This window comes from Micromonospora sp. NBC_01412 (genome assembly GCF_045040215.1).
Taxonomy (GTDB): domain Bacteria; phylum Actinomycetota; class Actinomycetes; order Mycobacteriales; family Micromonosporaceae; genus Micromonospora; species Micromonospora rubida.
Genome location: NZ_CP109528.1, coordinates 5809292 through 5827285, shown reverse-complemented (window position 1 = coordinate 5827285; position 17994 = coordinate 5809292). Strand labels below are relative to the sequence as shown.

The following is a 17994-nucleotide window of genomic DNA, read 5'->3' as shown; positions in this document are numbered from 1 at the left end:
CGGCCGGCACGTCGAGGTGTCGGGTCCGGCCCGCACGCCGGGGTGTCGGGTCAGCCGCGCGCCGGGTCGAGGGCGGGTTCGGCGTCCGGGGTCCCGTCGGCGTCCTGCTCGGCCGGTGCGGCCGCCCGGCGCAGCCGTACCGCGGTGATGGCCCGGTGGTCGATGTCGGCGACCTCCAGCTCCCAGCCGTCGCTGGTGACGTCCTCGCCGGCGACGGTGGGGATGTGCCCAAGCAGGGTGAGCACCAGTCCGGCGACCGTGGTGTAGTCGCCGGCCGGCCGGCCGGGCAGGTCGACTCCGATGTCGGGCAGGTCGTGCACCGGGAAGGTGCCGGGCAGCAGCATCGCGCCGTCGGCCTCGGTGCGGACGCCGTGCACGTCCCGGTCGGTCTCGTCGTAGATCTCGCCGACGATCTCCTCCAGGATGTCCTCCAGGGTGACGATCCCGTCGGCCGCGCCGCGCTCGTCGACGACCAGGGCGATGTGCTGGCGTTCGGCCTTGAACTGGCGCAACGCGTCGACCACCGACAGCGAGTCGGGCAGCAGCATCGGCGGGCGGGCGCACTCGTCGACGGGGCGGTCGTCGGGCACGCCGACCAGGTCGCGCAGGTGGATGACGCCGACCGCGTCGTCGAGGCCGCCGTGGCGCACCACCGGCGCGCGGGAGTGCCCGGTGGCGGCCAGCACCAGCCGCGCGGCCTCCGCGGTGGTCCCGCTGTCGAGCGTGAAGACCTGCAACCGGGGTACGAGCACCGCGCGCAGCCGCCGGTCGGCGATCTCCACCGCGCCGGCGATGATGGTCCGCTGCTCCTTGGTGAAGCCGTGGTTGCCGGCGACGATGTCGCGCAGCTCGTCGGGGCCGATCTCGTCCGGCTCGTGCTTCGGGTTGAGCCCGACGAGGCGTACCACCAGGTCGCTGGTGGCGCCGAGCACCCAGACGGCCGGCCGGGTGAGGGTGGCCAGCAGGTCCAGCGGGCGGGCGACCAGCAGCGCCCAGCGCTCGGCGGCCTGCATGGCGATCCGCTTGGGGGCCAGCTCGCCGAAGACCAGGGTGACGAAGGTCAGGGCCAGGGTGACCACCACGATGGCGACGGTCTCGGCGGCGCTGCCGAACATCCCGAGCAGCGGCACGAGTGGCTTGGCCAGGGAGACCGCCGCGGCGGCCGAGGCCAGGAAGCCGGCCAGGGTGATGCCGATCTGGATCGTGGCGAGGAAGCGGTTGGGGTCCTTGGCGAGGCGGGCCAGCACCCGCCCGGCCCGGCTGGTGCGCTCCAGCCGCTGGATCTGGCTGTCCCGCAGCGAGACCAGCGCCATCTCACTACCGGCGAAGATCGCGTTGAGGACGACCAGGACTCCGACCAGGGCCAGTTGGCTCCAGTAGCTCTGCACGCCCGGTTCTCTCCCTCACGAGGACGACCCGGTCGGGTAGGACCGGCGGCGCCGCCCGAGGACCCGGCCGGCGTAGGGCTGTCTGTGCCCCGTGCGAGGGTCCGCGAACCCTGCCCCCGCGAACGGGCCGGTCAGTCCGGGCCGCGCGGCTGGTCAGGGCCCGCGAGCGATGCGTCAGACCCGGTCGGCGACGGGCGGGGCGGGCAGGTCGAGCACGTACGAGCCGCCCACGGGGCGGAAGCCGAGCCGAGGGTAGTAAGGGGCGACCATGCCGGGCGGGCTGACCACCCGGCGAAATCCGCGGTCCGTGAAGAGGCTGCTGCGCCGGTAGACGAACTCCCCGGGGGTGAAGTCACGGAACCGCTGGGTGACGTAGTCCAGGTCGACCTGGGCGACGTCGTCGCCCTCGGCGTGCGACAGCACCACCCCGACCACCTCGTCGGCCCGGACCACCAGGAACGCCGAACGCCGGGCGGCGTGCCCGCCCCAGCGGAAGCCGGGGTTGAACCGGGCGATGTCGGCGGCGTGCACCCGCAGGGTGTGGGCCAGGAACTGGTCGTCGACCCCGACCTCCACCACCTGGTACGTCTGCTCGTCGTGCCGGGTGGCGAGCATCTTTCGCAGGTACCACACGTTGATCACGGTGAGCACCACGTTGAGCCCGACCATCGGCCAGACGGCGAGGGCTGCGTTGTAGCCGATCAGCACGAGGCAGCCGACGAGGTTGAGTGCGCGCAGCCGGAGGACGCGCGCCTGCAGCAGCGACCAGACCAGCAGCGCGGAGCCGATCCAGCCGATCAAGTCCAGCCAGTTCACCCTGCGAGACTAGTGGTAACCAGCTCAGCCCGCCTGCTGGGCCGCCGCCCGGTTGCCGCGCCCCGGGTCAGCCGGCGAGTTCCAGGACCCATTCCTCGACCTCGGCGCCGCGACCGTTGGCGTACCCCCGGTCCTCGCCGCTGACGACGAAGCCGCACTTGCGCAGCACGGCGAGGGAGGCGGCGTTGTCCTTGGCGGCGCGGGCGTGCACCGGTCGCTGCGGCAGCTCGGCCAGCAGCGCGGCGAGGGCCCGGGTGGCGTACCCGCGACCCCAGCGGGCCCGGTCGATCCAGTAGCTGACCTCGGTCTGCTCCTCGACGGGGAAGGCGACCACGTGACCCACGACCGCGCCGTCGACGGTGACGGTGCGATTGACGATGGCCGGGTCGGCGCGGATGCGCCGCCAGTGCGCGTCGAACGCCGCCCGGTCGGCCGGGTCGGCGGGGCCGAAGGCGGCCACCCGGTTGGCCTCCGGGTCCTGCTCGAAGGCGAAGAGGTGGGGCAGGTCGTCGTCGCGCACCGGTCGCAGGCGCAGATCCTCGGCGGTCACCGGGGCAGGCTAGCGCCCGCCGGGCCGCCCACCCACCGCCCCGCCCGCCCCGGTGATCAAGAGGTTTACGTCACGCCAAGCCCGGAATCTGACACAAACCTCTTGATCACCGGGACGAGGGCGGGGGCGGGGGCGGGGGCACGGTACGAACCGGACGCCGTGGCCGTGGCAGGATCAGGACATGAACGGATCAGGGACGTCCCGCTGGCGCCGGACCCGGGTGGCACCGGCGCACGCCACGGGCGCGGTCGCCACCGGTGCCCTCGCGGTCGGGGCGCGGGCGGTGGGCGCGGCCGCGACCGGCTCGCTCGCCGTCGCGGCGCTGGCCGGTGGGGCCGTCGCCGTGGCCGTCGTCGCGATCGGTCGGCTGACGATCCGCCGGGCGGTCATCCGGGAGCTGCGCATCGGCCGGCTGGAGGTCGACGAGCTGATCGTGCACCGGCGCGTCGACGGCGCTGCCGTCCGGGGGTCCACCCACGACGGGTGACGGAGAGTCCTCCGGGGAGCTGCCGCCCTTCGCCCCGCCCGCGGGACGGGGCGGTCAGCCCGTCGGGGGCAGGGCCGCGGGGTAGCCGTACAGGTCCAGCAGGCGCACCCGGGCCGCCTGGAGACGGTCCACCACCACGCTCATGAACCGGGCGGTGAGCTGCCGGCCGAACGCGTCGTCGGACTCCATCAGCCGGCGCACTCCGACGGCGGTGAACTCGACGGCGGTGCTGCGCCGCACGGCCACCGCCCCGAACTGCCAGCGGTACGGCGGGAAGAGCCAGGACCAGCCGAGCACCCCGCCCGGGCCGATCGCCTCGATCCCCACGTCACCGCGTCCGGGCACCGGAAAGTCCAGGGCCACCTCCCCGCCCCGGACCAGCCAGAACCGCTCGGCGGGCTGACCGGCCTGGAACAGCCGGTGGCCGGGATGCCAGACGACGGGTCGGGCGTACCCGGTCAGTCGGGTCAGCCAGGGCTCGGGGACGTCGGCCAGGAACGGGTGGTCGCGGAGCATGTCCAGCGGGGTCATGGCGCCTCTTCTCGCCTCGGCGCGAGGCCCGGCGCGTCACCCCCGAACCTCGCAACGGTGGACAGCCTCGACCTCCTGTCGATCGTCCACTCCCATCCGACTCCGCGCAAACCGCCCGCGGCAGGGCCGTTGGTCCCGGGCCGGTCGGGCGCAACGCCCCTGCCGCCGGCTGCGCGCGCGGGCGACGGTGGAGGGGGATGGCGTGCCCGGTGACGCGCCGCGGGGACAACAGGGGACCGGCGGCGGCGGGATCAGTCGGACGGGAGCGGACGGATGCACACTGAGACCAGGACCCGCCCTGGCGGGCTGGGCGAACCGGGTGGGCTGGGGTCAGCCGAGGCCGCCGCCCGGCTGCGCGCCGACGGCCCGAACAGCGTCGCCCCGCCGGCCCGCCGGCACCTGGCCGCCCGCGTCCTGCACCAGCTCACCGACCCGCTGGTGGCCCTGCTGCTGGCCGCGGCCGTGGTCACCGCCGCGCTCGGCGACTGGCCGGACACCGCGGTCATCGCCCTGGTCGTGCTGGTGAACACCGCGATCGGCGTGGTGCAGGAGGTCCGGGCGGACCGGGCGATCGCCGCGCTCGACCAGCTCGCGGCCCCGACCGCCCGGGTGGTCCGCGACGGCCAGGACATGATCGTGCCGGCCACCGAGGTGGTCCGCGACGACCTGGTACGCGTCGAGGCCGGCGACGTCGTCCCGGCGGACCTACGGCTGGTCGAGGCGAGCCGGTTGCGCCTGGACGAGTCGGCGCTGACCGGCGAGTCGGTGCCGGTCGGCCGGGACGTCGGCGACGAGGTGTCCGCCGGCACGGTGGTGACCGTCGGCCGGGCGGTGGGCACGGTGGTCCGTACCGGGACGGCGAGCGCGCTGGGCCGGATCAGCGCCCTGGTCTCCGCCACCCGGCCCGGGGCCACCCCGTTGCAGCGCCGGCTCGCCGGCCTGGGCCGGATGCTCGGGTTGGTCGCGGTGGCGCTGTCCGGGCTCGTGTTCGGCATCGGCGTTTTCAGCGGACGGCCGGTGGTGGACATGGCGGTCACCGCCGTCAGCCTCGTCGTCGCGGCGGTGCCGGAGTCGCTGCCGGCCGTGGTGACCCTGGCCTTGGCGCTCGGGGCCCGTCGGATGGCCGCGGCACGGGCCATCCCCCGGCGGCTGCACGCCGTGGAGACGCTGGGCTCGGTGACCGTGATCGCGTCCGACAAGACGGGCACCCTGACCGAGGGCCGGATGGCGGTGCAGCGGGCGGTGACCGTCGACGGGTCCGCGTACGACGTCACCGGCACGGGCTACGAGCCGCGCGGGACGGTGCGACGCGACGGCGCCGCGGTGGCCGTACCGGACGGGCTGCGCCGCCTGGCGCGGGCCGGGCTGCTCTGCAACGACGCCGCGCTCTCCCCACCGACGGACGAGCGGCCGGGCTGGGACGCGGTGGGCGACCCGCTGGAGGCGGCGCTGGTGGCCTTCGCCGCCCGGTGCGGACTGGACCCGGCGACCACCCGGGCCGCCTGGCCACGGGTCGCCGAGCACCCGTTCGACCAGGCGAACCGCCGGATGACCACGGTGCACCGATCCTGCGACGGTCGCTGGCTGGTGGTGTGCAAGGGGGCCCCGGAGAACGTCCTCACCACGCCGCTGCTCGACGCGGACGACGCGGAGGTCGCCGCGCTGACCGCCCGGGCGCACGAGCTGGCCGGCGCGGGGCTGCGGGTGCTCGCGGTCGCGACGGCGCTGGTGGAGACCCTGCCCGACCCGGCCGCGCCGACCGGGCTACGCCTCGCGGGGCTGGTCGCTGTCGGCGATCCGCTGCGGGCCGGCGCCGCCGACCTCGCGGCGAGCTTCGACGCGGCCGGGGTCCGGTTGCTGCTGGTCACCGGGGACCACCCGGCGACGGCCGCCGCGATCGGCGGTCAGCTCGGCCTCTGGCGCGACGGTGACCCGCTGGTCCGGGGCGACGACGGCGAGCTGGCCGACGCGCACCCGGCGGCCCGGGTGTACGCGCGCACCCAGCCGGAGCAGAAGCTCGACATCATCGCCGGGTTGCAGTCCCGGGGTCACGTGGTGGCGATGACCGGCGACGGGGTCAACGACGCCCCGGCGCTGCGTCGCGCCGACATCGGGGTGGCGATGGGCGGGGGCACGGAGGTGGCCCGGCAGGCCGCCGACCTGGTGCTGGTCGACGACGAGCTGTCCACCGTGGCCGCCGCGATCGGCGAGGGCCGGCGCATCTACGACAACATCCGCCGGTTCCTGCGCTACGCCCTCTCCGGCGGGCTCGCCGAGATCGCGGTGATGCTGCTCGGCCCGCTGTTCGGGCTGCCCGTACCGCTGCTGCCGGCGCAGATCCTCTGGATCAACCTGCTCACCCACGGGGTGCCGGGCGTGGCGCTCGGGGCGGAGCCCGCCGAGCCGGGGACGCTACGCCGTGGGCCGCGCTCGCCGCAGGAGTCGGTGCTGGGCGCCGGCCTGGGCCGGGACGTCCTGGTCACCGGCGGGCTGATCGCGGCCGTGGTGCTCGGCGCCGGGGTGGCCGCCGCCCGGTGGGACCGCCCCTGGCAGTCGGTGGTGTTCGTGGTCCTGGGCCTGGCGCAGCTCGGGGTGGCGCTGGCGGTCCGGGCGCCCCGGCCGGCTGGCGTGCGGGCGGGCAATCCGGCGCTGCTGGTCGCCGTGGCCGGCTCGGCGTTGCTCCAGGTCGGCGGGGTGCTGGTCGAGCCGCTGCGGATGCTGCTCGGCACCGACCCGCTCGGGGCGACCGAGCTGGCGGCGTGCGCGGCGGTCGCCGTGCTGCCAGGGCTGGCGCTGCGCCTGCTGCGCCCGCGCCTCGGCATGCCTACGAGGCGTCCCTACGACCGCCGGGCGACCCCCCGCACCGGACCGGGCCCCACGTCGGCGGAGCCTCACGCGGACCCCGACCTCGCCGCCCCGGCTCCCCGCCTCGCCGGCAACGGTGGCGTCGCCGGCAACGGTGGTTCGGGACCAACGGCCCAGGGTTCGGGTCCGGCGGCCCTGACCGGCGAGCCCGCGCCGGAGCAGGCTGAAACCGGACGAAGGAGGATGCGATGACCAACAGGTCCGGTGCCCCGGTAGTGGTGGGTGTGGACGGTTCCGCCTCAGCCCTGGACGCGGTCCGGGCGGCGACCCGGGAGGCGACGGCGCGCAACCGCCCGCTGCGGGTGGTGCACGCCTTCATCTGGCCGCTGATCGGCACCCCGCTCGGGCCGGTGCCCGGTGTTCCACCCGAGGCGGGGCTGCGCAACCTCGCGGAGGAGGTCATCGCCGAGGCGGTCGCCGAGGCGAGGAAGATCTCCGCCGAGGTGGACGTGACCGGCGAACTCGTCGACGGCTCCCCCATCCCGGTGCTGCTGCGGGAGTCCCGCGACGCGGCGCTGGTGGTGCTCGGCTCCCGCGGCCTCGGCGGCTTCGCCGAGCTGCTGGTCGGCTCGGCGGCGGTCCAGGTGTCGGCGCGGGCCGACTGCCCGGTGCTCGTGGTGCGCGGCGAGCCCCGTGCCGACGGGCCGGTGGTGGTGGGTGTCGACGGCTCGGCGCTGTCCACCGAGGCGGTCGGCTTCGCCTTCGAGGAGGCGGCGCTGCGGGGCACCGGCCTGGTGGCGGTGCACACCTGGCTCTACCCCGCGCCGGTCGGCCCCGGCGACATCCTGCCCGTGGCGTACGACCTCGACTCGCTGATCGAGGAGGAGGAGCGGGCGCTCGCCGAGACGGTCGCCGGCTGGTCGGAGCGGTACCCGCAGGTGCCGGTGCGGCAACGGCTGGTCCGGGGCGCGCCGGCCCCGGTGCTGGTCGAGGAGTCCGCGGCCGCCCAGCTGACCGTCGTCGGCGGGCACGGCCGGGGCGCGTGGGGCGGGTTGCTCCTCGGCTCGGTCAGCCACGCCGTGCTGCACCACGCCCGCTCCCCGCTGGCGATCGTGCGGCACCGCCGGGGCGCCGACCACGGCTGAGCCCGTGTCGTGCCCGTGTCGTGCCCGCGTCAGCCGCTCCCCCGGCCGGCGCGGGCACGACGGGCGTCCGGGTGCAGGCACCGGGCGGGTGCTGCCGCCCGGTGCCGCCACCGGCGTCCCTCCCCGCGAGGGGTAGCCGGCGGCGTGTCAGGGCAAATGCCGGTGACCGGCGGTGGGCCCGTCGACAATGGCCTCTGATCGAGTCCCGGGAGAGCTGATGAACCGACCTGTCGTGGTGGGCGTGGACGGATCGCCGTCGAGCCTGGTCGCCGTCGAGCACGCGGCGCGGGAGGCCGCGTGGCGGTCCCGGCCCCTGCTGCTGGTGCACGGCTACCTGCACCCGCTCGGCTACGGCGTGCCGATCAACCCGTACGACCTCGGGGTGCCCGCGCCGACCGACGAGTCCCGACGGATGCTCGACCGGATGGCGTCCGAGCTGCGCGGGCGCTGGCCCGGCGTCGACGTCGAGGTGCGGGAGGTGGCCGGCGGCCCCGCGGCGAGCCTGGTCGAGGAGTCCCGCCGGGCGGAGCTGGTGGTGGTCGGCAGCCGAGGGCTGGGCGGCTTCACCGGCCTGCTGGTCGGCTCGGTCAGCGCCCAGGTGGCCGGGCACGGGCACTGCCCGGTGCTGGTCGTCCGTCCCGAGGAGCAGCCGATCCCGGTCGACGGCCCGGTGGTCGTCGGGGTGGACGGGTCGGAGCCGGGGCGGCTCGCCGTCGCCCTCGCCGCCGCCGAGGCGGCCCACCGGGGCACCGGCCTGGTGCTGGCGCACGTCACGACGGCCGACGACGCCCGCCCGGCGCCCGACGAGGTCGCGGAGTCGGGGGCGGCGGCCCGGGCCGACTCGACAGACCTGCTCGCCGGGGCCGCCGCCGAGGTGGAGGCGGCGCACCCGGGCCTGACCGTCGAGCGACGGTCGCTGCGGGCGGCCAAGCCCGAGCAGGCGCTGATCGAGGCGAGCGGGGACGCGGCCCTGGTGGTGGTCGGCTCTCGTGGGCGCGGCGGCTTCGCCGGGCTGCTGCTCGGCTCGGTCAGCCAGACGCTGGTGCAGCACGCGCACTGCCCGGTGCTGATCGCCCACCCGTACCCGACCGACGCCGGCTGAGCGGCCCGGCGGCCAGCCCGGCCCCGGTCACGTCGGCCCCGGTCACGTCGGCTCCGATCACGTCGGCCGGGGACCGGCGCTGCCGGCGGGGTTCCGGGCCAGTGCCGGTCAGGGCCGGTCAGGGTCGGTCGCGGCCGGCGAGCAGGTCGTCGAAGCTGGTGGTGAGCGCGAACGGGTCGGGCGGGGCGCCGGTGGCCCGCCGCCGCACCTGGTCGGCCAGCTCCCCGCCCGCGCGGACGATGCGAGCGCGCAGGGCGCCCTCGGCGGTCCCCCCGGACCAGTCCTCCGGCGCGGCGAAGACCGCCGTGGGCACGACCACCGCCCGCAGGTACGCGAACATCGGCCGGAGGGCGTGCTCCAGGGCCAGGGAGTGCCGGGCCGTGCCGGCGGTGGCGGCGATCAGCACCGGCCGGTCCACCAGCGCTCCCGAGTCGAGCACGTCGAAGAACGACTTGAACAGCCCGTTGTACGACCCGTTGAAGATCGGGGTGACCGCGACGACGCCGTCGGCCCCGGCGACCGCGTCGAGGGCCTGCCGCAGCGCCGGCGACGGGAAGCCGGTGAGCAGGTTGTTCACCACGTCGTGGGCATGTTCGCGCAGGTCGACCGGGCGCAGCTCGACCTCGACGCCCGCCCGGACCAGCTCGTCGCGGGTGGCCGCAGCGAGCTGGTCGGCGAGCAGTCGGGTGGACGAGGGCTGGGAGAGCCCGGCGGACACCACGGCCAGGGTGCGGCGGCTCATCGGCCGGTCTCCGTCCCCGCACCGGCGGCGGCCGGCTCGGCGGTGTGCCCGGCGGCGGCGTGCCCGGCGGCGGCCGACTCCGGGGCCCGGGCGGCGGCCGACTCGGCGGCCCGGGCGGCGACGAGCGAGGCGTGGGTGGGAGCCTCGGGCACGTGCGCGGGACGCAGCGCGTCGAACTCCCGGCGCAACACCGGAACCACCTCCTCGCCGAGGATGTCGAGCTGCTCCAGCACGGTCTTCAGCGGCAGGCCCGCGTGGTCGAGCAGGAAGAGCTGGCGTTGGTAGTCGCCGACGTAGTCGCGGAAGCCGAGGGTCCGGTCGATGACCTGCTGCGGGCTGCCCACGGTCAGCGGGGTCTGCGCCGTGAACTCCTCCAGCGACGGCCCGTGGCCGTAGACGGGGGCGTTGTCGAAGTACGGGCGGAACTCCCGGACGGCGTCCTGCGAGTTGCGCCGCATGAACACCTGGCCACCGAGGCCGACGATCGCCTGGTCGGGTGAGCCGTGCCCGTAGTGGGCGAAGCGCTCCCGGTACAGACCGACCATCCGCTGGGTGTGCTCCTTGGGCCAGAAGATGTGGTTGGCGAAGTAGCCGTCGCCGTAGTACGCGGCCTGCTCCGCGATCTCCGGGCTGCGGATCGAGCCGTGCCAGACGAACGGCGGCACCCCGTCCAGGGGGCGTGGGGTCGACGTGAACGACTGCAACGGGGTGCGGAACTTGCCGGACCAGTCGACCACGTCCTCCCGCCACAACCGGCGCAGCAGGTCGTAGTTCTCGATGGCCAGCGGGATGCCGTTGCGGATGTCCTGGCCGAACCACGGGTAGACCGGGCCGGTGTTGCCCCGGCCGAGCATCAGGTCGACCCGTCCGTCGGCGAGGTGCTGGAGCATCGCGAAGTCCTCGGCGATCTTCACCGGGTCGTTGGTGGTGATCAGCGTGGTCGCGGTGGAGAGCAGCAGCCGCTCGGTGCGGGCCGCGATCCAGCCCAGCATGGTGGTCGGCGACGACGGCACGAACGGCGGATTGTGGTGCTCGCCGGTGGCGAAGACGTCGAGCCCGACCTCCTCGGCCTTGCGGGCGATGGTCACCATCGCCTTGATCCGCTCGTGCTCCGACGGCTCCCGCCCGCTGGTCGGGTCGACGGTGACGTCGCCGACGGTGAAGATCCCGAACTGCATGACCGCTCCTCGGCTGGCTACCGGGGCCGTTCCCGGCCCCCGGACGTAGCGCACAACCTATTTGACGAGTCAACTATTCCGGGAGTCGGGGCCCACGCGGGGGTGAGGGTCGGGGCCGGGGATCGAGTTCAGCGGCGGGAGCGGGGCACATGCCGGCGGTAATCGCTCACCGTCGGGTCGCCGGCGATCCAGAACCGCCAGGGCACGTCGTGCGCGCCGGTCACCCCGACCCGGGGGCCGGCCGCGATCGCCGCGTCGGGCACCGGCCCGGCGGCCGGGCGCAGCCGCACGGGTCCGTCGCCGAGCAGGTGGCACCCGTACGCCGCCTTGTCGATGCCGAGGGCGGCGCAGAGCCGGGCCGGCCCGCGGGCCAGGTCCACGTCCCGGCGTACGGCGGCGCGCCGGGCCCGGGCCACGTCGAGGCCGTCGACCACCTCGCCGGCCCGCAGCAGCACCGCCGACGCCTCACCGTCCGGCCCGGTCACCACGTTCACGCACCAGTGCATGCCGTAGGTGAAGTAGACGTAGGCGTGCCCGGCCGGGCCGAACATCACGGCGTTGCGCGGGGTACGGCCCCGGTACGCGTGCGAGGCCGGGTCGCCGGCCGTGCCGGCGTACGCCTCGACCTCGGTGATCCGGACGGTGACCCCGTCGGTCGAGAGCCGGCACCCGAGCAGGCCCCGGGCGGCCGGCACGACCGGCCCGGCCAGCAGCTCGGCCAGCGCGGCGAGGCCGACGTCGCGCACCAGCGCATCGGAGGGCGGCACCATGGCCCGAGCCTATCCGGGGCCGGCCCGGCGCACCCGGCGACCGTGTCGTCCGTGGTGTCGGGCTCCCGAGGGCCCGGCCGCCGGGCGGCTCAGAGACTGTCGGGTAGCCAGATGGTGGCGAGGTGTCACGCTGAGACACGTTGAGTACGGTCTCGAAAGCGTCGTCGTACGACCCCTTGACCATGAACCACCTCGGCCCCCACCACCGCCCCCACGGAGCACGTATTACCCGTGCAAGGCTGCATGACGAGGCACTAGCTAGGGGCTGCCAGCGGCTCCTCGGCAGCTTGGCCCTCGGCCACCGGCGACGACGTGGCTCGGGCGGCGGCGATCGCGGCCTGCCCGGACGGCACCATGATCGCCACGATCATCACGGCGATCGTGACCAGGCCAGCCACGATCAGCAGGGTCTGGACGCTGATCACGTCGGCCAGCGGGCCGAACACCACCATGCCGATCGGGGTGGCCAGGGCCATCACGATGCCGACGTAGCTGAACACCCGGCCGTGCTTCTCCGGCTCCACCGTCTCCTGGATCAAGGTCATGAACGGGGTGGAGAACAGGGGGACCGCGAGCCCGAACAAGAACATGAATCCGTAGAAGACCCACAGGTTGGTGCTGAGGCCCATCGCCACGGTGAGGATCGCGAAGCTGAAGGTGGAGATCAGGATGAGTCCGATCCGGCTGCGCTTGGCCAGCCAGGTGGAGATCAACGCTCCGCCGAGCAACATTCCCACGCTGAACGCGATCTCCAGTACGGCCAGCATCCACTCTTCGCTACCGAAGGTGCGGGCCACCATCAGCGGCGTGACGAACGACGGCGCGACGGTGAGCATGAAGATGATCGCGAAGACCAGCAGTAGCCAGCGGACGATCCGGTGGGTCCAGATGTACCGCATGCCCTCGACCAGGTCCTGTCGATAGGTGGTCGCAGTCTCGGTCACCCGATCCAGGGTGGGCACCGCGACCAGGGCCAGCAGCCCGATGCCGAGCACGGCGGTGATCACGTCCAGGAAGAAGACCGGCACCACTCCGAAACCGGCGTAGATGGCGGCAGCCACCGCCGGAGCCAGCAGGGCCATGGCGGAGCTGATGGTCTGGAACATGCCGTTGACCCGCATCAGCTGGTCGGCCGGCACGATCTGCGGAATGATCGCCTGCACCGCCGGTGTCTGCACCCCGGCCCCGAACGAGCGGACCGCGACCGCCAGCAGGATCACCCACAGGTCCGTGATGCCGTTCAACATCAACAGGGCCAGGACCAGGGTCGCCGCCGCAATGCCCGCGTCGGCGACGATCGTCAGCGTCTTGCGGTTCATCCGGTCGGCCAGCACCCCGCCGAAGATCGACACGACACCTTGGGGGGCGAACGCGCAGACGGCGTAGAGCGCGATCGCCAGGCCGGACTTGGTCTCCAGCGTGACGTACCACATGACCACGTACTGAACGATCATTGAACCGAACAGCGACACGGTCTGGCCGGACAGGAAGAGTGCGACGTTGCGTTTCCAGTGTGTGGGTGCCGGCGCGGGACTGCTCTCGGGGACAAGGCTTGTCTCGGGCACGGTTTCCTCAATCAGGGCAGTTCGTCAGCGGCGACGGCAGACAACCGCAGGGTGTGACGCCATCGGGGCACTGGCGAACGGCCCAGCTCGGTTCGGGAGGCCGGTTGACCCGTACGTCGGTGAGCACTCGCCCGATCAACCCAACCCGGCAACCGCCGGGCTGAGCCGGGGTTACGCCTGGTGCGGCAGTTGATTTCCGACAGCGTGAACGCTCCCGCGGCACGCCCAAGACCATACCGGTGCCAGGGTGGCCGTGGCTCGCAATTTAACCGGGAACGGCACTGGCCGCCGCCCACCTCTACACAGAGTACTTCCTCGCTCGATGACGCGATCACAGCCCTCGAACAGTGTTCTCGGCGCTGTCTCGCCTTCGCAGCCGGCTGTTCAGCCGAGCGGCTGCTGGAGGCTGACCAGGTTGCCGCAGGTGTCGTCCAGGACCGCCGAGAGGACCGGCCCGGTCGGGGCTGGCGGGGCGGTGAACGTGACGCCGAGGCCGGCGAGCCGCTCGTACTCCTGCGCCAGGTCGGCAACAGCGAAGATGATCACCGGAAGCCCCATCTCGCGAACGCCCCGCTGGTACGCCTGCGCCACCGGCGAGCCGTTCGGCTCCAGCAGCAGGTGGACGCCGTCGGGGTCGGCCGGCGAGACGACGGTGAGCCACCGGGCACCACCGCCGAGCGGGACGTCGTGCCCCACCGCGAAGCCCAGCACGTCCGTGTAGAAGCGCTTCGCCTTCTCCTGGTCGTCGACGAAGACGCTGGTCACAGCCACTCTGATCACAGGTATGCCCTTTCCTCTCGCACCGAGAACCTCGGCGACCAAGCCCATCCTCATCCACCTGTACGACAAAAAGGGCACCCTCCGCAACGGACGGGTGCCCTTTCCTTTCCCGAAGTTGTTTGCAGAACACCCAAGGATGTTCCACTCCAGTGGGGTCAGCTCAGGGCATCCACCCGCACGCCGTCCACGAAGGTCGACCAGGACGCGGGAGCGAAGACGAGAGCTGGCCCCGCCACGTCCTTGCTGTCCCGCACGCCGACCATGCCAGTCAGGTTGTCGGCCACCTCCACACAGTTACCCTGCGCACTGCTCCTCGTGCTCTTGCGCCAGGCCGCGCCGGTCAGATCAATCATGGTGCCTCTCCTTGATTTCCTGCATCCGCTGCCGGGATTCCTCAACGCTCAACGCCTGAGCGGTGAGGGCGTTCCACACCTCCGCGTACGTCCTGACCTCATCAAGCCGATCGAGGTAGAGCGCACCCGAAATGCCTTCGCTGTAAACCGTTGTGGGCTCGGCGGACCTGGCACCGTTCGTCGGGAAGTCGAGGATGACAAAGCCGCCGGACACCACCACCTGAGTGATCGTGCCGTTGAGTGGCAGCACCCTGACGGACACGTTGGGCGCGCCGCCGGCCGCTTCCGGGTCAGCAGTCCGCTCCACTCGCAGCTCGACTCGGCGTGGGTGAGAGCGGGGTGGGGTTCGCCGGTCCCGGCCCGTTCCGGGCGTTCAGGTTTGCTCCCTGCGCGGGCGGAACCCCTGACGCGTGGTCTGGGCCCGTACGAGCGCACACGAGCACGCTGGCACAGGAACAAGATCGTGCTCGATCAGGGAAGGTGTGGCCTCGTTGCGGGTAGGAGGCCACACCTTCCGGGATCGAGCACGATCTTGCGCGCCTGGCCGATCGCCGGCGGTTCCCGGTAGGCCGCCCGGCCCCGGAACGCTCCGGAACTGGTAGATCTCCGCTGATCGTCAGGGCAGCGGTCGGTCTCGGTTTGCGGCGATCGCGCTTGACTGCCGCCGGAGACGTCGCCGTGCGTCTCCCACACCTCGACACACGCCCTAACGCACCACGTCGAGGACGTACAGCTGCTCAAGCTTGCCGCTGCGCGGATGCGGCGCCGGCGCCCCCTGGACACGCCAGCCGAGGCCTTCGTACAACCGCACGGCCCGCGTGTTGTCGGTGTACACCGTCAGCACCGCCTGCTCGTACCCTGCCTTCGCCAGTACGTCCGGGACCGCCACCATCAGCTGTCGTCCGACACCTTCACCCCAGACACGCGGGCTGACCCCGACATACCGGACCTCAGCGATCACTTGATCCTCACCACCCGGCCCCCACGGCTCCATCGCCGCAAATCCGATTGTCAGCCCACCGTCGTCAGCCACGAGCAGCACCGACCGCGGTGAACCGTCCAGCACGGCCCGGATCAGCGGACGAGCCAACTCAAGCGGCGCGACGTCCTCATCACCGTCCCGCGCCGCCGTGGTCTCGGCCCAGATCTGCGCGGCAGCGTCCACGCGCTCCGGGCTAACGGTGACCGTGATCTGCAATGCCATCCCGCGAGCCTACGACCCGCGCCCAGCAACAATGATCAACAATTGGCGAAGGGCCGGGGCACGAAGCACAAGGCCTTTGAACGTTTCGTTGACAACTGTTCGTTTGCATGCTGGACTCGGCGCATGACCGCAGCGGAGCAGGATCTCTTCACCGCGCCCGATCCGGCGCACGCCCGGGCGCACCGCACCTATGCCGCGCTGACCCGGATCGCCGAGCGGCACGCGTCCGACGACGCGCGCCGCCGACGCCACACCAACCCGTACGTGCCGGACCCGTACGAGGCGGTGGCCCTGGTGACCGCGCTGGCCGCCGGCGGGGCCGAGCTGGCCGCCGATGAGGAGCCGGTCGACTCCGCCGACCTGGTGGCCGCGCTCACCCTCGTGCCGCACGTGCGGGCGGAACTGGACGCGCTGGAGGCCGGGCTGCTCCGGCTCGCCCGCGACCGGGGGCTGACCTGGCAGTCGATCGCCTACGGGCTGGGCCTCGGCACACCCCAGGCCGCCCGGCAGCGCTACGAGCGGCTCACGGGCCGGGTCGGCGCCGAGACCGGGAGTGACACCCGGGGCCAGAGCGACGAGTCAGGCCAGAGCGACACCCGGGCCGAGAACAGCGGGCGGGGCGACCGCGAGGGCCACAGCGGCGGGCGGGCGAGGTGACGGAGCGCGCGGAACTGCTGGCGTACTGCCTGGCGAAGCCGGGGGCGTGGCTGGACCGGCCGTGGGATGACAACGAGGTGGTGAAGGTGCGCGGGCGCATCTTCGCCTTCCTCGGCCCCGAGTCGGGCGAGCGGGTAGGCGTCAAGTGCGGCCCGACCCGGGACGTGGCCGACGAGTGGCTGCACCGGTTCCCCGACGACGCGGTCCCCTCCCCCTACCTCGGCCGGTCGGGGTGGAACAGCCTGCGGCTGGCCGGCGCGATCGACGGCGACGAGCTGCGCGAGGCGGTGGACGCCTCGTACGAGGCGGTGGTGGCGAAGCTGCCGAAGCGGGACCGCCCGGCGGCGGGCTGAGGCCGGGACCGCCCGGCGGCCGGCTGAGCGCGGCACGACGACCGACGCGGCGCGCGGGAAGCTCCCGCGCGCCGCGTCAGGACGGCGTCGTCAGCGGGGCACGACCTGCTCGGCGGCCCACTCCCGCCAGCCGGCGAGCTGGTCGACGGCGGCGGCGAGCTGGTCGGCGACCGGGCCGGGGCCGGTGGAGCCGGGGGTGGTCCGCGCGGCCAGGGCCGAGGAGACCGACAGCACGTCGCGCACCGACGGGTCGAGGTGCTCGCTGACCGTCGCCAGATCGGCGTCGGAGACCTCGTCGAGGGCGCAGTCGCGGACCGCGCAGAGCGCGACCAGCCTGCCGGTGATCTCGTGCGCGTCCCGGAAGGGCACGTTGCGGCGGACCAGCCAGTCGGCGACCTCGGTGGCCAGGGAGAAGCCGACGGGGGCGGCGGCCACCAGGCGGTCGACCCGGACGGTCATCGTGGAGATCATCCCGGCGAGGGCCGGCAGCAGCAGCTCCAGGGTGTCGACCGCGTCGAAGGCCGGCTCCTTGTCCTCCTGCATGTCCCGGTCGTACGCCATCGGCAGGCCCTTGAGCATGGTCAGCACGCTCACCAGGCCGCCGATGAGCCGACCGGACTTACCCCGGGCCAGCTCGGCGACGTCCGCGTTCTTCTTCTGCGGCATGATCGACGAGCCGGTGGCGAAGGCGTCGTCCAGCTCGACCCAGCCGAACTCGTGCGACGTCCACAGCACCACCTCCTCGCCGAGGCGGGACAGGTGCACCCCGATCATCGCGGTGATGAAGAGGAACTCGGCGACGAAGTCCCGGTCGGCCACGGCGTCCATCGAGTTGGCGAAGGACGTGCGGAAGCCCAGCTCCTTCGAGACCGCCACCGGGTCCAGCGGCAGGCCGGAGCCGGCGAGCGCGCCCGCGCCGAGCGGGCTGACCGAGGCCCGGTGGTCCCAGTCCCGCATCCGGTCCAGGTCGCGCAGCAGCGGCTGCACGTGGGCCAGCAGCCAGTGGCCGAAGGTGACCGGCTGGGCGTGCTGAAGGTGGGTCATCCCCGGCGCGGCCGTGTCGACGTGCCGCTCGGCCTGCTCGGCGAGGGCCTCGGCCAGCTCGACCAGCCGGGCGGCCACGCCCCGGGCGTGGTCGCGCAGGTAGAGCCGCAGGTCGGTGGCGACCTGGTCGTTGCGGGACCGGCCGGCACGCAGCTTGCCGCCGAGGCTGCCGAGGCGCTCCAGCAGCCCGCGTTCCAGGGCGGTGTGCACGTCCTCGTCGTCCACGGTGGGGCGGAACGACCCGGAGGCGCAGGCGGCCTCCAGGTCGTCCAGAGCGGCGAGAATGCGGCCCAGCTCCTCCGGGTCGAGCAGGCCCGCGCCCGCCAGGACCCGGGCGTGCGCCCGGGACCCGGCGATGTCGTACGGGGCGAGGCGCCAGTCGAACTGCACGCTGACCGACAGCCGGGCCAGGGCCTCGGAGGGGCCGCCGGCGAACCGGCCGCCCCACAGGCTCGTACGGTTGGTCGCGGCGCTGTTCTCGGTGAGGCTCTTGTCGTCCACGCCGCTCATTGTGGTTCCCACGG

19 protein-coding genes are annotated in these 17994 nt (G+C 73.6%); 6 read left to right on the top strand and 13 right to left on the bottom strand.

Annotated features, from left to right (window positions below; all coding sequences use genetic code 11):
* Nucleotides 1-50 precede the first annotated feature (50 nt).
* The 3 genes from OG617_RS25760 to OG617_RS25750 all read right to left on the bottom strand — a co-directional run bounded on the left by OG617_RS25760 (nt 51) and on the right by OG617_RS25750 (nt 2754).
* On the bottom strand, nt 51-1388 hold the full coding sequence (locus OG617_RS25760) for a hemolysin family protein (RefSeq protein WP_396684026.1): 1338 nt from the start codon (nt 1386-1388) through the stop codon (nt 51-53).
* Nucleotides 1389-1562: 174 nt separating this feature from the next.
* Nucleotides 1563-2204 (bottom strand): YgjV family protein, encoded by a 642-nt coding sequence (locus OG617_RS25755; protein WP_161691563.1) that lies wholly within the window; start codon nt 2202-2204, stop codon nt 1563-1565.
* Nucleotides 2205-2271: 67 nt separating this feature from the next.
* Complete coding sequence (locus OG617_RS25750; RefSeq protein WP_405095523.1) at nt 2272-2754, bottom strand: GNAT family N-acetyltransferase; 483 nt, start codon at nt 2752-2754, stop codon at nt 2272-2274.
* 181 nt (nt 2755-2935) lie between these two features.
* Between OG617_RS25750 and OG617_RS25745 the strand changes: the two genes are divergently transcribed.
* Nucleotides 2936-3241, top strand: a complete 306-nt coding sequence (locus tag OG617_RS25745; protein ID WP_405095522.1) for a hypothetical protein — start codon at nt 2936-2938, stop codon at nt 3239-3241.
* A 54-nt stretch (nt 3242-3295) separates the two neighbouring features.
* Here OG617_RS25745 and OG617_RS25740 read toward each other — a convergent pair whose 3' ends face one another.
* Nucleotides 3296-3772, bottom strand: coding sequence for a cyclic nucleotide-binding domain-containing protein (locus OG617_RS25740; RefSeq protein WP_405095521.1), 477 nt, complete (start codon nt 3770-3772; stop codon nt 3296-3298).
* Nucleotides 3773-4045: 273 nt separating this feature from the next.
* Between OG617_RS25740 and OG617_RS25735 the strand changes: the two genes are divergently transcribed.
* From OG617_RS25735 to OG617_RS25725, 3 genes are all read left to right on the top strand, one after another.
* Nucleotides 4046-6829, top strand: a complete 2784-nt coding sequence (locus tag OG617_RS25735) for a cation-translocating P-type ATPase (protein ID WP_405095520.1) — start codon at nt 4046-4048, stop codon at nt 6827-6829.
* Nucleotides 6826-7722, top strand: a complete 897-nt coding sequence (locus OG617_RS25730; RefSeq protein ID WP_405095519.1) for a universal stress protein — start codon at nt 6826-6828, stop codon at nt 7720-7722. The genes OG617_RS25735 and OG617_RS25730 overlap by 4 nt, the downstream gene beginning before the upstream one ends.
* Nucleotides 7723-7939: 217 nt before the next feature.
* Nucleotides 7940-8824: a universal stress protein gene (locus OG617_RS25725; RefSeq protein WP_405095518.1), complete on the top strand. Its 885-nt coding sequence runs from the start codon at nt 7940-7942 to the stop codon at nt 8822-8824.
* Nucleotides 8825-8942: 118 nt separating this feature from the next.
* On the opposite strand, the gene OG617_RS25720 is transcribed toward OG617_RS25725, so the two are convergent.
* The 8 genes from OG617_RS25720 to OG617_RS25685 all read right to left on the bottom strand — a co-directional run bounded on the left by OG617_RS25720 (nt 8943) and on the right by OG617_RS25685 (nt 15416).
* Nucleotides 8943-9566 carry an FMN reductase gene (locus OG617_RS25720; RefSeq protein ID WP_405095517.1) on the bottom strand — a complete coding sequence of 208 codons (624 nt, stop codon included), beginning with the start codon at nt 9564-9566 and terminating at the stop codon, nt 8943-8945.
* The gene (locus OG617_RS25715) at nt 9563-10744 is read right to left on the bottom strand and encodes an LLM class flavin-dependent oxidoreductase (protein ID WP_405095516.1); all 1182 of its coding nucleotides are present in this window, start codon (nt 10742-10744) and stop codon (nt 9563-9565) included. Before OG617_RS25715 ends, OG617_RS25720 begins: the two co-directional genes overlap by 4 nt.
* 128 nt (nt 10745-10872) lie before the next feature.
* On the bottom strand, nt 10873-11514 hold the full coding sequence (locus OG617_RS25710; protein WP_405095515.1) for a DNA-3-methyladenine glycosylase: 642 nt from the start codon (nt 11512-11514) through the stop codon (nt 10873-10875).
* 254 nt (nt 11515-11768) lie between these two features.
* A complete protein-coding gene (locus tag OG617_RS25705; RefSeq protein WP_405103956.1) occupies nt 11769-12986 on the bottom strand; it encodes an MFS transporter in 1218 nt (405 codons plus the stop codon).
* Nucleotides 12987-13463: 477 nt separating this feature from the next.
* The gene (locus OG617_RS25700; RefSeq protein WP_405103954.1) at nt 13464-13856 is read right to left on the bottom strand and encodes a VOC family protein; all 393 of its coding nucleotides are present in this window, start codon (nt 13854-13856) and stop codon (nt 13464-13466) included.
* A 158-nt stretch (nt 13857-14014) separates the two neighbouring features.
* Nucleotides 14015-14212 (bottom strand): DUF397 domain-containing protein, encoded by a 198-nt coding sequence (locus OG617_RS25695; RefSeq protein ID WP_405095514.1) that lies wholly within the window; start codon nt 14210-14212, stop codon nt 14015-14017.
* Entirely contained in the window at nt 14205-14519 is a 315-nt protein-coding gene (locus OG617_RS25690; RefSeq protein WP_405095513.1) for a Scr1 family TA system antitoxin-like transcriptional regulator, read from the bottom strand. Before OG617_RS25690 ends, OG617_RS25695 begins: the two co-directional genes overlap by 8 nt.
* A gap of 399 nt (nt 14520-14918) precedes the next feature.
* Nucleotides 14919-15416: a GNAT family N-acetyltransferase gene (locus OG617_RS25685; protein ID WP_405095512.1), complete on the bottom strand. Its 498-nt coding sequence runs from the start codon at nt 15414-15416 to the stop codon at nt 14919-14921.
* Between the two features lie 123 nt (nt 15417-15539).
* Here OG617_RS25685 and OG617_RS25680 point away from each other — a divergent pair, with 123 nt between their 5' ends.
* Together OG617_RS25680 and OG617_RS25675 are read left to right on the top strand one after the other, a co-directional pair.
* Entirely contained in the window at nt 15540-16073 is a 534-nt protein-coding gene (locus OG617_RS25680; RefSeq protein WP_405095511.1) for a DNA-binding protein, read from the top strand.
* The gene (locus OG617_RS25675) at nt 16070-16426 is read left to right on the top strand and encodes an MmcQ/YjbR family DNA-binding protein (RefSeq protein WP_405095510.1); all 357 of its coding nucleotides are present in this window, start codon (nt 16070-16072) and stop codon (nt 16424-16426) included. Before OG617_RS25680 ends, OG617_RS25675 begins: the two co-directional genes overlap by 4 nt.
* Nucleotides 16427-16516: 90 nt before the next feature.
* On the opposite strand, the gene argH is transcribed toward OG617_RS25675, so the two are convergent.
* Nucleotides 16517-17980, bottom strand: coding sequence for an argininosuccinate lyase (argH, locus tag OG617_RS25670; RefSeq protein WP_405095509.1), 1464 nt, complete (start codon nt 17978-17980; stop codon nt 16517-16519).
* Nucleotides 17981-17994: the final 14 nt, after the last annotated feature.